13 protein-coding genes are annotated in these 14120 nt (G+C 44.0%); 4 read left to right on the forward strand and 9 right to left on the reverse strand.

What is annotated here, in order from left to right; all coding sequences use genetic code 11:
• Nucleotides 1-2: 2 nt before the first annotated feature.
• Nucleotides 3-2846 carry an excinuclease ABC subunit UvrA gene (uvrA, locus tag Q9312_RS08510; RefSeq protein WP_309204161.1) on the forward strand — a complete coding sequence of 948 codons (2844 nt, stop codon included), beginning with the start codon at nucleotides 3-5 and terminating at the stop codon, nucleotides 2844-2846.
• Nucleotides 2847-2978: 132 nt separating this feature from the next.
• On the opposite strand, the gene Q9312_RS08515 is transcribed toward uvrA, so the two are convergent.
• The 4 genes from Q9312_RS08515 to Q9312_RS08530 form a co-directional block, all read right to left on the reverse strand.
• The gene (locus Q9312_RS08515) at nucleotides 2979-4481 is read right to left on the reverse strand and encodes a fibronectin type III domain-containing protein (protein ID WP_309204162.1); all 1503 of its coding nucleotides are present in this window, start codon (nucleotides 4479-4481) and stop codon (nucleotides 2979-2981) included.
• Nucleotides 4482-4917: 436 nt separating this feature from the next.
• Nucleotides 4918-5409: a YegJ family protein gene (locus Q9312_RS08520; RefSeq protein ID WP_309204163.1), complete on the reverse strand. Its 492-nt coding sequence runs from the start codon at nucleotides 5407-5409 to the stop codon at nucleotides 4918-4920.
• A 44-nt stretch (nucleotides 5410-5453) separates the two neighbouring features.
• Nucleotides 5454-6431 carry a hypothetical protein gene (locus Q9312_RS08525; RefSeq protein ID WP_309204164.1) on the reverse strand — a complete coding sequence of 326 codons (978 nt, stop codon included), beginning with the start codon at nucleotides 6429-6431 and terminating at the stop codon, nucleotides 5454-5456.
• Nucleotides 6432-6642: 211 nt separating this feature from the next.
• Nucleotides 6643-6990 carry a carboxymuconolactone decarboxylase family protein gene (locus Q9312_RS08530; RefSeq protein WP_309204165.1) on the reverse strand — a complete coding sequence of 116 codons (348 nt, stop codon included), beginning with the start codon at nucleotides 6988-6990 and terminating at the stop codon, nucleotides 6643-6645.
• Between the two features lie 312 nt (nucleotides 6991-7302).
• Between Q9312_RS08530 and katG the strand changes: the two genes are divergently transcribed.
• Nucleotides 7303-9504 carry a catalase/peroxidase HPI gene (katG, locus tag Q9312_RS08535; RefSeq protein ID WP_309204166.1) on the forward strand — a complete coding sequence of 734 codons (2202 nt, stop codon included), beginning with the start codon at nucleotides 7303-7305 and terminating at the stop codon, nucleotides 9502-9504.
• A gap of 92 nt (nucleotides 9505-9596) precedes the next feature.
• Here the strand turns inward: katG and Q9312_RS08540 are convergent, their stop codons facing one another.
• Together Q9312_RS08540 and Q9312_RS08545 are read right to left on the reverse strand one after the other, a co-directional pair.
• The gene (locus Q9312_RS08540; protein ID WP_309204167.1) at nucleotides 9597-9818 is read right to left on the reverse strand and encodes a helix-turn-helix transcriptional regulator; all 222 of its coding nucleotides are present in this window, start codon (nucleotides 9816-9818) and stop codon (nucleotides 9597-9599) included.
• Nucleotides 9819-9821: 3 nt separating this feature from the next.
• Nucleotides 9822-10259, reverse strand: a complete 438-nt coding sequence (locus Q9312_RS08545) for a hypothetical protein (RefSeq protein ID WP_309204168.1) — start codon at nucleotides 10257-10259, stop codon at nucleotides 9822-9824.
• A gap of 334 nt (nucleotides 10260-10593) precedes the next feature.
• Here Q9312_RS08545 and Q9312_RS08550 point away from each other — a divergent pair, with 334 nt between their 5' ends.
• Nucleotides 10594-11025 (forward strand): hypothetical protein, encoded by a 432-nt coding sequence (locus Q9312_RS08550; RefSeq protein WP_309204169.1) that lies wholly within the window; start codon nucleotides 10594-10596, stop codon nucleotides 11023-11025.
• Between the two features lie 14 nt (nucleotides 11026-11039).
• Here the strand turns inward: Q9312_RS08550 and Q9312_RS08555 are convergent, their stop codons facing one another.
• Nucleotides 11040-11531, reverse strand: coding sequence for a hypothetical protein (locus Q9312_RS08555; protein WP_309204170.1), 492 nt, complete (start codon nucleotides 11529-11531; stop codon nucleotides 11040-11042).
• Between the two features lie 179 nt (nucleotides 11532-11710).
• On the opposite strand from Q9312_RS08555, the gene Q9312_RS08560 reads away from it, so the two are divergent.
• Entirely contained in the window at nucleotides 11711-12424 is a 714-nt protein-coding gene (locus Q9312_RS08560) for a CPBP family intramembrane glutamic endopeptidase (protein ID WP_309204171.1), read from the forward strand.
• A 372-nt stretch (nucleotides 12425-12796) separates the two neighbouring features.
• Here Q9312_RS08560 and Q9312_RS08565 read toward each other — a convergent pair whose 3' ends face one another.
• Complete coding sequence (locus tag Q9312_RS08565) at nucleotides 12797-13156, reverse strand: energy transducer TonB (RefSeq protein ID WP_309204172.1); 360 nt, start codon at nucleotides 13154-13156, stop codon at nucleotides 12797-12799.
• A 502-nt stretch (nucleotides 13157-13658) separates the two neighbouring features.
• Nucleotides 13659-14006, reverse strand: coding sequence for a hypothetical protein (locus Q9312_RS08570; RefSeq protein WP_309204173.1), 348 nt, complete (start codon nucleotides 14004-14006; stop codon nucleotides 13659-13661).
• Nucleotides 14007-14120 lie beyond the last annotated feature (114 nt).

The raw sequence follows: 14120 nt of genomic DNA on the forward strand, positions 1-14120 counted from the left end.
CGATGGATAGCATTGAAGTACGGGGTGCACGCACTCATAACCTGAAAAATATCAATCTTAAACTCCCGCGCGACCAATTAATCGTCATTACTGGGCTATCTGGCTCAGGAAAGTCGTCACTGGCCTTTGATACGCTGTATGCCGAGGGTCAACGCCGCTATGTCGAATCTTTGTCTGCTTATGCGCGGCAATTCTTATCCTTGATGGAAAAACCCGATGTCGATCACATCGAAGGATTATCGCCGGCTATTTCAATTGAACAAAAATCAACCTCTCATAATCCACGATCAACGGTTGGAACCATCACCGAGATTTACGATTATCTACGCCTGTTGTTTGCGCGTGTTGGAACCCCCTACTGCCCAACCCATCACATTGCGCTTGAAGCTCAAACCGTCTCGCAAATGGTTGACCTGGTGTTAGCACAACCAGAAGGCACCAAACTGATGTTACTTGCGCCAGTGGTTCGCAATCGCAAGGGCGAGCATGTGCAACTCTTTCAAGAGTTACAAGCTAAAGGGTTTGTTCGCGCAAGAATCAACAACGAAGTTTACGATTTAGCCAGTCCACCTAAATTGGATTTGCACAAAAAACACACCATCGAGGTAGTGGTCGATCGGTTTAAAGTTCGTAAAGATTTACAGCAGCGTATCGCCGAATCGTTTGAAACCGCACTCGAGCTAGCTGAAGGCTTAGCGCAAATTCATTTTATGGATGGCGAGAAAGACGACCTCTTGTTCTCTGCGAAATTTGCTTGCCCAGAGTGTGGCCACAGCTTGACCGAGCTAGAGCCGCGACTTTTTTCTTTTAATAATCCTGCCGGTGCGTGTCCAGAATGTGATGGTCTCGGTGTTGATAACTTTTTTGATCCTGAGCGGGTTATTCACAATTCAGAATTATCATTAGCCGGCGGTGCCATTCGTGGTTGGGATCGTCGCAGTATTTATTATTATCATATGCTTAAGTCGTTAGCAGAACACTACGACTTTGATATCGAAGCTCCGTTTGATGATCTGCCAAAGAAAATTCAAAAAGTCATTTTGTATGGCAGTGGCCGCACCTCCATAGAGTTTAACTACGTCAATGATCGCGGTGATATCTATGTGCGTAACCATCCGTTCGAAGGCGTTATTCCTAATATGCAGCGCCGCTATCGAGAAACCGAATCACAAGCCGTACGCGAAGAGTTAAGTAAATACATGACGCATCAGGCTTGCCCGAGCTGTGAAGGTACTCGATTACGAACCGATGCGCGAAGCGTATTAATTAAAAATAAAGGACTTCCCGATATTACCTCAATGCCCATCGGTGATAGTTATGGCTATTTTGAAAAGCTAAAATTAACCGGGGCGAAAGGAAAGATCGCCGATAAAATCTTAAAAGAAATACTGGCTCGTCTTGGCTTTTTGGTCAATGTGGGATTGGAATATCTAACTCTAGAGCGATCGGCTGATACTCTCTCTGGTGGTGAAGCGCAACGTATTCGCTTGGCCAGTCAAATTGGCGCAGGGTTAGTCGGTGTTATGTACGTACTCGATGAACCTTCGATTGGTTTGCACCAACGCGACAACGATCGCTTGTTAAAAACCCTGACCCACTTACGCGACTTAGGCAACACCGTTATTGTGGTCGAGCATGACGAAGATGCTATTCGTACCGCCGATCACATTGTTGATATTGGGCCAGGTGCTGGCGTTCATGGTGGTGAAATAATTGCTGAAGGTAATTACGAAAAAATTTGTAAGAGTCGAAAGTCGCTTACTGGACAATATCTATCGGGTAAAAAAGAAATCGCCATCCCTAAAAAGCGTCATGCTTTTGATGCGGAAAAAACCTTTCAATTGTTTGGCGCAACGGGCAATAACTTGAAGAAAGTCGACTTGGAAATTCCTGTCGGTTTGTTTACGTGCGTTACTGGCGTTTCAGGCAGCGGAAAGTCAACGTTAATTAACGATACGCTTTACCCCATAGCCGCTCGATTACTCAATCGAGCGGAATCAATTTCACCCGCGCCACATAGCAAACATCAAGGCATAGAACACTTCGACAAAGTGGTCGATATTGATCAGAGCCCTATTGGTCGAACCCCTCGATCAAACCCTGCCACTTACACCGGAATCTTTACTCCAATTCGAGAATTATTTTCGGGAACTCAAGAAGCACGGGCTCGCGGGTATAAACCTGGACGTTTCAGTTTTAACGTTAAAGGTGGACGCTGTGAAGCGTGTCAAGGCGATGGTGTTATTAAAGTAGAAATGCACTTTTTGCCCGACGTTTATGTACCTTGTGATGTGTGTAAAGGCAAACGTTACAATCGAGAAACCTTAGAAGTTCAATACAAGGGCCGCAATATTCACGAAGTATTGGAACTCACCGTTGAAGATGCCCGTGAGTTTTTTGATGCTGTGCCAGCCATCGCAAGAAAACTTCAAACGCTAATGGATGTCGGCTTGTCTTATATTCGATTGGGTCAAGCAGCAACGACACTATCCGGTGGTGAAGCGCAACGGGTTAAACTGTCCCGCGAATTGAGTAAGCGTGACACTGGGCAAACACTCTACATTCTCGATGAGCCGACCACAGGATTGCATTTTCACGATGTCAATCAACTGCTCGCGGTACTCCATCGATTGCGCGATCATGGAAATACCATCGTGGTGATTGAACATAACTTGGATGTGATCAAAACCGCGGATTGGATTGTTGATCTAGGCCCAGAAGGTGGTAACAAAGGTGGAGAAATTATTGCAACCGGTACACCAGAAGACGTTGCAAAATCTAAAGTTTCACACACGGGTCGTTTTTTAAAACCGTTACTTAAAGCCAAAGCCTCAAAAGCCAAATAAAAAAAAGGGCCTCGTAAGAGGCCCATCAACATCGCCGTTCTTGGCGTGAGGAAATCATCCGTGGCACTAACACTCTCAGTTTGAGAGTCTTGCAGGGAAAATCCTAACTCGAAAACTCATGCCCCAACTCGGTTACTGAATGGTTTTACTCGCGACATTCGATAAGTCACTTTCTAACCCTTCATCATTCACCGCCACCACACTGAAGTAGTAAGTAACGCCTTGGCTTAAGCCGTCGATGGTCACTTGCGTGTTGCTTGCATCCACCCACACCGACTGCGCTTTTACGTTGTTCATGCTGTCTCCGAAATACACGCGGTAGCCACTTAAGTTGGTTAATGCACTGTTGTCGGTATTTTCCGTCGGTGCGACCCAATGTACCGTGGCTTGCCCACCGTTATTTTGTACCGCCACCATGGTGATGCTGAAACTCTCACTGCGGCTAGCGCCATCACTGTCGGTCACGGTGACTGTAATGGTGTGCTCACCATCGCTTAACGTAGTTTGGAAATAACCACCCACCGTCAATAACCCATCACGATTCGACACCCACTCAATGCTCGCGCTTAAGTCACCGTCTTCCGCATCGTTCGCTGATGCTTGCAAGGTCACCACACTGCCGCTGTCGTGGCTGCTGCCCGCTAAGGGTGACGCAACACTTAAGCTCGGTAGCTGGTTTACTGTTGCTCCCGCCGCGACGATGATTTCAAAGATCGATTGGCTGCGGTTGCCATCTGAGTCAGTCACGTGCGCCGTAATGCGATGCGTGCCTACTTTCAATACTTTGCTGATTTCACCACCAATGCCCAACCAACCGTTTAAGTTCGAATGCCAGTTGATCCAGTGGTTTAAGTTACCTTGTTGCGCATCGTCAGCGGTCGCTTGGAAAATCACCGCTTGCGCACTGTCGTAGCTGTTGCCAGCAATCGGTGACAACACTGTCAGCTGTGGCGCGGCCACTTCAAGTGCTAATACGGTCACCTGTGTGGTTTGCTCGACACTCGCACCATGGCTGTCTTGAACCATGGCGGTGATGATGTGCTCGCCCACGCTTAGGGCACCGCTAAAGCCGTTGCCTTGACCAATAAAACCATCAAGGTTTGAAGACCAGGTAACCGAATCACTGAGGTCGCCGTCTTCAACGTCACCCGCGGTGGCCGCGAAGACAAGGCTGTCCCCTTCGTAGTAAGTCGCTGCGTAAGTCGGTTCAAGCAATGACAAGGTCGGTGCCTGGTTCACGTACGCGGTGACGTTAAGCGTTAAAATCTGTTGCGCTCGGTTGCCGTCTGAATCGGTCACATGCACCGTTAAACGGTGAGTGCCTTCTGACAAAGTGCGAGAGATCTCGCCACCAATGCCTAACCAGCCGTTCACGTTTGAATGCCAGTTGATCCAATGATTTAAGTTGCCTTCTTGAGGATCAGTGGCGCTGGCTGAGAAGGTGATTGGCTCACCAGCCACCAAGGTGCTGCCGTCGGTTGGGGCATGAACCACCAACTCAGGCGCAGGATTGGCTTGCGCTTTAACGCCGCCTTTTTTCGCTTCCACTCCCATGTGGCTGAATGCGATGAAGAAAACAACAATCAGCATCCATTGACTGCGGAAAGAGAAAGAAGAAGAAAAAAGTTGGCTCATGAATCGTATCCTGTCAGTTAGTTTGTTAAGTGCAGGGTATTTATCGACGATTCAGGGATTTCTTGATGAAAAAACAACCAACTTGCGGCGGTCATCACAATCTTTAAATAAAAATTAAAGTTTTCTGACATCCGCCGACATGAGATGCCAACTCAGACGCATAAGTTACTGTTATTTATAAGATTCTCATCACAGAAATGAATTAACGAAAATGAGGACAGCCATCACATTGATAATGCAAACGGCTTCATTATTGGAATAATAACCCCTGAAGGAGTCAAGAAATGGGCTATTTTCTTTGCTTACAGAATAAGGCAGGTGTTTTTATAACTTTACTAAACACCTGCAATTACTCGAATTGACGAGATTGAGTCTCTGAACGCGGGCCGTTCGAATGACCAATTAAAGAAATTGGTACACTGTAATCTGTTGTTGTTTAGTTTTCACAACTTAATCCGTAGGCCTGCATAAAGGCTTCACGTTGCTCTTTCGACTCTTTTTTTAACAGCGCACACGCGGTAAAGTTGCCGTACATTTTATTGTTTTCGTAGTACATCCAATCATATATATCGGCTTTTGAAAAACTGATGCTTTCACCATAGACCACATTGGTCACGAGTTGAGGTTCATTACTAAGAGAACCGACAAACGAGTTATCACCCTTGATCGTAATTGGATTCAACCAGAAATATTCAGTATTGTCGTTTTCTGTAATTTTAACTTTTATGAAAAAAGCGTCTTTGGCAGTGGACTGTTCGTACTTTGCTAAGAAAGTGTGTAGGCTACTCCTAGCCTTTTTGTAGGCCTGCAACATATCAGGGTTATCTTTTTCAATAAGAAAAACTTCATCCTTCTCCGCTTTTTCGATCACGTCAGCAGCCGATAAAGGCAAAGTCATCAGTAGAAAGATTAATACTTTTAGATTCATATTTGTTTCCTCAATGCGATTCATAATCGCGGTCCATTAAAAGTTTAAGCTAACGGTAAATCCGTTTTCATTGCCAAGCATTTCTCATCATGAATCTGCTGAACACGCTCCGCTTTCTGGTGAACATCATCGCTTCCGAGAGACATTACAAAATGACACGAGGCAATATTACGCGAACGATGTTCATAACTGCGAACCCATCGCTCTCGTTCTGCGAGCTTTTCAGGTTTGATCGGCCAAATACCCGGTCGTGGCTTTAGTCGCTCAACACCAATACGCCAAGGTTTTGGGCTTATCCGTGCTCGAAAGCATTTTTGATTCTTGCACATTTGAATATAAACAGAATCAGAATTCAGACTTTTGAGCAATTGTACCGTCTCTTCACTGGTTGGTGAGAAAGTATCGTTCATTATCAAGACTCTAAATCCGTTCGGTGTTCGATACACTCGCATATGCAGCGTCGGGTAAGCAGCCGATGCTTTTTCAATCGCTTGCAACCGGCTTTTTTCTACGCCGCCCGTTAGCTTAAGCTTTAGGTTAAAAAACAGAGTGGCTAAAGGTGAAGCAAAGAGTAATGACAAAAACAATCCGAGAATAAAGATCCAAACATAACCAGTAATGACTGCCGTCAAAATCGACATCAATAATACAAGAATTCCTGAAATAACGATGGTTGAAAACGCCGCTTCTTGATCAAAGTCGATATCGGCAAACAAAACGTCGGGTGTATTTAAACACAGTGCACCGTATGCATTTCGAGAAATAACAATATCATCAATTTTCTCAATGACTTCTTCGCGAATGGGAACGCCTTCAGATCCATTGTAAGAGACTTTACGATCGATCCGTCGAACATCGCCTTCGCTTTCTAAAGTTTGAATGGCTTCGGCTAATCGACTGTCAGCGAGCTGCTTTGCAGCCTCTTCACTTTCATCTGACCAGCCAAAGCGCATGACAGTAAACTGCTGTCCATTGACGACTTTTTTAACTTTTGATTGCGACCAATAATAAGGGACGATCATAATTATCCTTCAATAGATTAGTTGTCGACTGGGATTTTCTAGCGACATCGATTGACTAGAAATAGTCAGTTTGTACAGTCCTTTGCCTCAATCTCGAGCATGCGACCCTGCATACGATTCCGTTTTTCAAGAGTGAAGGTTATCGAAGAGTAGGCACTGACGCCAGTGAATTCATCGAAAATTCTGGCATCAGTACCAAGTGTTAGTTAATTTACAGCCCCTGTTCTTCATACTGACTCAGAGCTTGTAATGCTTCAATGCCATACACTACCGATGGCCCTCCGCCCATAAGAATAGCGACCGAGACTGTTTCAGCAATTTCATTTTTAGTGGCTCCGGCTTGCAACGCATCGTGAACATGAAAGGAAATGCAACCATCACAGCGAACCGTAATAGCAATGCCCAAGGCGATCAATTCTTTGGTTTTACTGTCTAACGCACCTGACTTAATACTTGCTTCATGCAAAGTCGCAAAACCTTGCATAGCTTCAGGAATTTCCGCGCCAAGCTTTTCCATCCAAACGTTTAGTTCTTTAAAGTGCTCTGGAAAGTTTTTCATAGATTTACTCCCTTGTTAGTTCATCAACTTTTTCTCAATTTAATACCGACATAAACCGTAAGCTTTGATATAAGTCAGGTTAAGTGTAGTTAATTCACGCCTAGATGAACGCTAACCGGACGAATAGTTAACGTCCGCCATTTTTCAATCGAAGATTTCTTTCATTTCTTCGAACTCAATCGTTTTTCACGAAGCGAGTGTTCGTTAAAACTCACTTTCGAAACCGCATTAAGACGCCTATAGTTAATGCATCATTTCTAAAGACCAATCAATGAACGCTGGTCTTACAATGTATCTTACAAGGAGATATTCATGAGCAACGACAGCCACGGTAAATGTCCAGTGATGCACGGTGGAAACACTCGAATGGGCAGCGCCGGAACTCAAAATAAAGATTGGTGGCCGAATCAACTGAACTTAAAAATCCTTCATCAAAATGATCAAAAATCGAATCCTCTTGGCGAATCGTTTGATTATCGCGAAGCTTTTAAATCGCTCGACCTTGCTGCCGTAAAAGCTGATCTCGCTGAGATCATGACTGATTCTAAAGATTGGTGGCCGGCCGACTACGGACACTACGGTCCTTTTATGATTCGAATGGCTTGGCACGCGGCTGGCACTTACCGAACCGGCGATGGTCGTGGCGGAGCATCAACTGGCAATCAACGCTTTGCTCCTCTAAACAGTTGGCCAGACAACGCCAACCTCGACAAAGCTCGAAGATTACTTTGGCCCGTAAAACAGAAATACGGCAACAAACTTTCGTGGGCCGACCTATTTATTCTCGCTGGAAACGTTGCTCTAGAAACCATGGGATTCAAAACCTTTGGATTTGGTGGTGGTCGCGAAGATATTTGGGAACCGGAAGAAGATATCTATTGGGGTGCCGAAGATACCTGGCTTGGCAACGAGCGCTACAGTGGCAAGCGCGATTTAGAAAACCCCCTCGCCGCTGTTCAAATGGGGCTTATCTATGTAAACCCTGAAGGTCCAGATGGCAACCCCGATCCTGTGGCATCAGGACAAGATGTACGCGACACCTTCGCTCGAATGGCAATGAACGATTATGAAACCGTTGCTCTAACTGCCGGAGGCCACACCTTCGGAAAATGTCACGGTGCTGGCGATGCAGCCAATGTCGGGCCTGAGCCAGAAGCGGCAGAAATACACGAAATGGGATTCGGTTGGACCAGTCAATATGGCAAGGGTAACGGCCGCGATACGATTACTAGCGGCATAGAGGGCTCTTGGACACCCAATCCGACTCAATGGGACAACGGTTACTTCGACGTATTATTCGGATACGAGTGGGAACTGAGTAAAAGTCCTGCGGGAGCGCACCAATGGGTCGCTAAAGATCTGGCCGCAGATCATCACGCACCCGATGTCGAAGACGCTAGCAAAAAGGTCGGCATTATGATGACCACCGCTGATATGTCGATGCGTGAAGATCCTGAGTATCGAAAAATTTCTGAGCATTTTCATAAAAATCCAGAAGAATTCGCCGATGCTTTTGCCCGCGCATGGTTCAAACTGACCCATCGCGACATGGGCCCAAAATCGCGTTACTTAGGTCCTGAAGTTCCCGAGGAAGATTTGATTTGGCAAGATCCCATTCCGACGGTTGATCATCCGTTAATCGACGATGCCGATATTGAAGTGCTGAAGCAGAAAATTTTAGCGTCTGATCTTAGCCTCTCGGAGTTGGTTTACACGGCTTGGTCATCAGCATCCACCTTCCGAGGTTCTGATTGCCGCGGTGGAGCCAATGGCGCTCGAATTCGTTTGGCACCGCAAAAAGATTGGGCAGCGAACCAACCCGCGCAATTAGACAAAGTTTTAAACGCTTTAACCAGCATTCAAGAAGCTTTTAATAGTGCACAGAGCAATGGCAAAAAAGTATCGCTGGCCGACCTCATCGTTCTCGGAGGGAACGCTGCCATTGAACAAGCTGCGAACGATGCGGGCTCAAAAATCAGTGTACCTTTTGCACCTGGTCGCACCGATGCTACTGACGAGCAAACCGATGCAGAATCATTCGATGTTATGGAACCTATCGCCGATGGTTTTAGAAATTACTTAAAGCCAAACCTAGCGGTATCTGCAGAAGAGTTGTTATTGGATCGCGCACAATTGTTAACGCTAACAGCGCCTGAAATGACCGTATTGATTGGCGGGTTACGTGCGCTCAATGCAAACTATGAGCAATCTTCACACGGCGTGCTGACATCGACTCCAGGTCAATTAAATAATCAGTTTTTTGTCAACTTACTAGACATGGATATTCAATGGCAACCCACCTCAAAAGAAGCCGAGTTGTTTGAAGGCATTGATCGAGCAACCAAAAACAAAAAGTGGAGCGCAACACGGGTGGATCTCGTATTTGGTTCTAATTCACAACTAAGAGCCATTGCCGAAGTTTATGGAGCACAAGACGCTAATGATAAGTTTGTTAAAGACTTCGTCAATGCTTGGGTAAAGGTTATGAATGCCGACCGATTTGATTTGGATTGAATAAACGATAAAAAAGCTTGAGTTTCTAATTAGCAACTGTCTTTGGCGCTCAACCTGAGCGCCATTTTTTTAAGAGTTAAGTAGTCTCTTTCTCATTCACTTTCTTCGTCCCAAGAAAACACCTGCTCGAATCCCACATTAAACTCTCTTGCAATTCGAAATGCCGTCTCTAACGATGGTGAGTAACGACGTTGCTCAATGGCCGCAATGGTCTGTCGAGTCACACCAACGGCTTCTCCAAGCTCACCTTGAGTCATGCCCCGCTCTTCGCGTAAATTTTTTACACCGTTAATGATGGGTAATAATTTCGCCATGGCTCACATCATCTTACGATAAAACACTATTCGCAGTACGTACTCAGCGATTTGTGCCAACATGAGTGTTGCTAGAATGGTGTAAAACATAATATCTCCATTGTAACTAAACAAGTATCCGCCCAACGCCATGACCACTCCAAACCCTAAAATAAAACCAGACCAATGACCGGCTCGATCAAAAATACCACGCTCTCGTTCGTCGAGTTTTTGATTCGCTTCTTTCGGATTCATTGCGGCCATCACAATATGACTTACCGCAGAAATAATTACTAAGGTCACCGTGTACTTGATCAGCGAGGGCAATAACGGAGGAACTAACGAACCGAGACTCATCGATAGGTGGACTACGCCGCTAAAGTAAAAGAACCCACTGATGATCAACGCTAAGATCATTATCCACGCCGATTTCTCTTGAAATGACATCTCTCGCAAAAACATTTTCCACTCCTCGGAATCTATCCAGAGAACATGAGTGAGCATTTTGGCCTCATCAACGTTCTTTTTACTATGTTAAATATATTTAACATAGACTTTAGCCCCACAAATGACTCATGTCAAATATTTTTAACATACCATTCTCTACCCGCATTCAACCGTTTCTTTTGGATGTCCACTATTTACTATGTCTATTTACTTATGGATGCCCTCTATTTATTTCGCTTTTCTCACCTAATAACACAGGCCTTTTCATTGAGTCAAAGCGCCATTGCGCGGTAAACTCCCTTTGCCATTGAATCCTTTCGACTAACCTCTTGCAGGGAATAAACAAACGATGAATCGCTTTAGAGCCTATCGATATCTATTGGGGATTAACCTGCCTCCGATTTTGGGCGCACTACTTTTTTACAGTTACATTGATCTTAAAAGTCATGGTTCAATTAGCTTGATTGACTCGGGAGAGGATCCATTTCTACCGCTTCGAGCACTGGTAGAGTTAATCGGTATTGCCTATATTTTTATTGGAATTCAAGCGATCATTGCCACGTCGATAATGGAATTTTTCGTGTTAAAGAAATGGCGCAGTTTTCCTGTCAGAATATTTAGCGCGATTGGTTTAGGTATTCTTAGTGGTGCGACACTTGTCGAACTAGAGTTTGTCGTGATTGGTAGCATCGTTGGTTTCTTTGCTGGCTTGGGCTTAATCATAATAAATAGAAGAGAAGCACTAGTGCCACCCCAACTCACAGAGACAACCGCTCTGTGAGTTGAACAGTATGGCTAGTCGCTACTCGATGAGCGAGGATAACCCGTCAAAATAATCCAATTTTTCGACTCGCCGTTTTGAACCATTTTAACCACATAGGTCACCGTTGCAGAAGCCACTGGACTACTTGCCGTACATTTACCGTTACTATCAACAGCGGTGCATTGATACGCGGTTTGAGAAAGTGCTATGTGAGTTGCTGCTTTATCTCCAATATTAGCAGCGGTGTTGCAGTCTAAAGCAGGGTTCTGTCTTTCTAGAGCACTATAAGCCGTATTCCAATCATCAACAGACGCAAACATGGTTTTATTCAATTGAGAATATCCTGCTGGTGGAGTTTGACCTTTTATGTGTGAGTTCAAATGACCACCGGCCGCATTATTTTTTGAGGCATCGGCCGAATTTTTTACACTAGCAATATTAGTACAAGCTAAAACTTCAGCCGTTAGTTGGCTTGAAAATAGCACCAATCCAATTGACATAATGGTTAGAAAAAATCGTTTCATAATAACTTTCTCCTTAAATAAAGTTGGAGAATTAAACTTACCTGACAGCAACACAAAGCAACATTACACACCATTACACCCACCTAACTGTTGTTTATTTAAAAAGGCTGATAGGATGCTTCTTACGGTAAAAATTATTTTTTGACTGGACGGTTCAAAGGACTGAAAGGAACGTAAACATGATAGGAATTATCTTACTGGCTGCCTCATGGGGTATTCTGAAATGGCGTCAACAATCAATACGAGTTCTAGGATTTAACCATCCTTTACGCCGCTTAAATGAATCTGTGACCGGAGTAACGATTGCAGGCTGTTTCGCCGCCAGCCAATACTTACTCGTCGGGCACTGGAAAGACTTTGAGTGGATTGCCAACCCTGAACTAAACGTTTCTCTTGTGCTAGAAAGCCTTCGCTGGAACTTTAACTCCGTTGTTTATGAAGAACTTATATTTCGCGGAGTATTGTTGTGGTTTTTAATTCAAGCGATTAAAGAAAATCGAGCTTGCTTAATTTCGGCACTGTGTTTTGGTGGTTACCATTGGTTTTCTTACGGCATTTGGGGTCAGTGGGTTAATATGATCTACGTACTCTTATTAACCGGAGGATTCGGTTTCATAATGGCAAAATCATTTGCCATCACTCGCTCAGTATTTACCCCGATTGCACTTCATTTCGGTTGGAACTTAGTGACCAATAGTCTTTTTTCAAATGGTCCCATTGGCCGTCAATGGTTAGTGCCTAGCGAGACACCGGAGATAGTATTGACCACGATTCAACAATTGATTTTTGCCATCGGTATTCCTATCTTATTTATTGTCTTTTGTTTATGGGTTCTTCGATGGTACCGTCAATATTTAAGCCGAGTTGATAAGACTCCTATCGAAAGCAAATGATCGTCTCGTTACCTATACAGAGGATAGAACCCAAACGTCCTTCAAGTTAAAATCATTCGTTTGATGCTTTTTGCTGGGTTACGCTTCGCTAACCCAACCTTCGCTGACCAGATTCACTTCATGAGCTCGACATTAACCGTCGACTCAAATCTCGTAGGTTGGGTTGATGAAAAAACCAACATCGTTCAAGTTAAAACCATTCGGTCGATGCCTTTTTGTTGGGTTACGCTTCGCTAACCCAACCTTCGCTGACCGAATTCACTTTATGTTATCGAGATTAATCGTCGACTCAAATCTCGTAGGTTGGGTTGATAAAAGAAACCCAACATTCATTAAATAATATGAAACGATCGTTAAAAGATGATGCCGAAGCTAGTTTGCGATCTTAAACTCCAGTAAATATCGATATTTTTCGATCCCAGGAAACTTCTTAAATTGCCACTTTCTAATAGACTTGGTTGCTTCTCTGACAAATATGTACTCTGGATGCGAATCAAGCACTTTGATATTTCTTGGTTCACCCGATTCATTTAACTCAAACTCAAAGTAGACCCAGCCTTCCACTCCATTTCTGGCTGCCTTTTTTGGATACTGAAGGTTATCTAACTTCACTGGAATGGCAGCAGTCATACTCGAAGCGTCAATCGAGGGAGCTTCTCGGTACTCATAAGTCGGTTTGCTAGCACAAGAAAGTAAAAGAAGAGACAAAAGGGTTAAAAATGCAAGTTTCATAGTTTTCCTTTTTAAAAAATTAAGATTATCGATTTTAATTCATTAATCAGGTTACGCTTCGCTAACCCAACCTACGATGACCAGATTCACTTTATGTTATCGAGATTAACCGTAGACTCAAATCTCGTAGGTTGGGTTGATGAAAGAAACCCAACATTTTCCAAATTAAAATTATTCGCTCAATATCTTCCGTTGGGTTACGCTTCGCTAATCTAACCTACGCGGCTCAGATTAATATCAAGACCTCGAGAATAACAGCCAACCTACCCAAACGCCATTCTCTCTATCTTAATAATCATCAATGTTATCAATTGCTATCTGATTTCTTGCTTAGTTTTTGATGAATGCGTTGTTGTCGAATCGATTGCCGTTGTTTTTCTCGCTGCCTTTCGTACCACGTATAATAAGCCGGAATAGCAAAGGCGGCGATAATGATCCAATATAACATCGGCCTAGTTTATTGATGAAGTTTGTACTGTGGGTTGCCTCTTCAGATAAAGCATCACAATGAAAGCCCCAAAGTACTGCCTGCAGCGAGGCCAAAGGTAGCAAGCAAAAATACCAAGCCTACCTGAATAATGTAAGCCAAGATTGCAATTCCTAGACTTTGCAAAAATCGAGCTCCTAAAATAAGAGAAAAGCAGACCGCCGTTACAATAATTGCTAACAGTGCCGCAAGCCAAGGATTATGGAAGAATGATCCCGTTAATGCGTTAGCAATAGCTGCAGCGATAACTGCCAGTAAAGCACTGAAAAAACCGCTATTGCGAGCATTGAGCATTTTTGCAGCTAACATCACTGGCACGACGAGAACGACGACCATGATCGTTAATATAATTAACCATTCCATTGTATTCCCCTAAATCATTCTATTTATCAAATTGCTCTTTTTTATTTAAAGGCTTTGCTAAAAAATATAATCAACCAAAGTTATTTTTGTCAATTAAAGAGTCTATTACCTTGT

Origin of the sequence: Pleionea litopenaei (assembly GCF_031198435.1) — a bacterium.
GTDB classification, from domain to species: Bacteria; Pseudomonadota; Gammaproteobacteria; order Enterobacterales; family Kangiellaceae; genus Pleionea; species Pleionea litopenaei.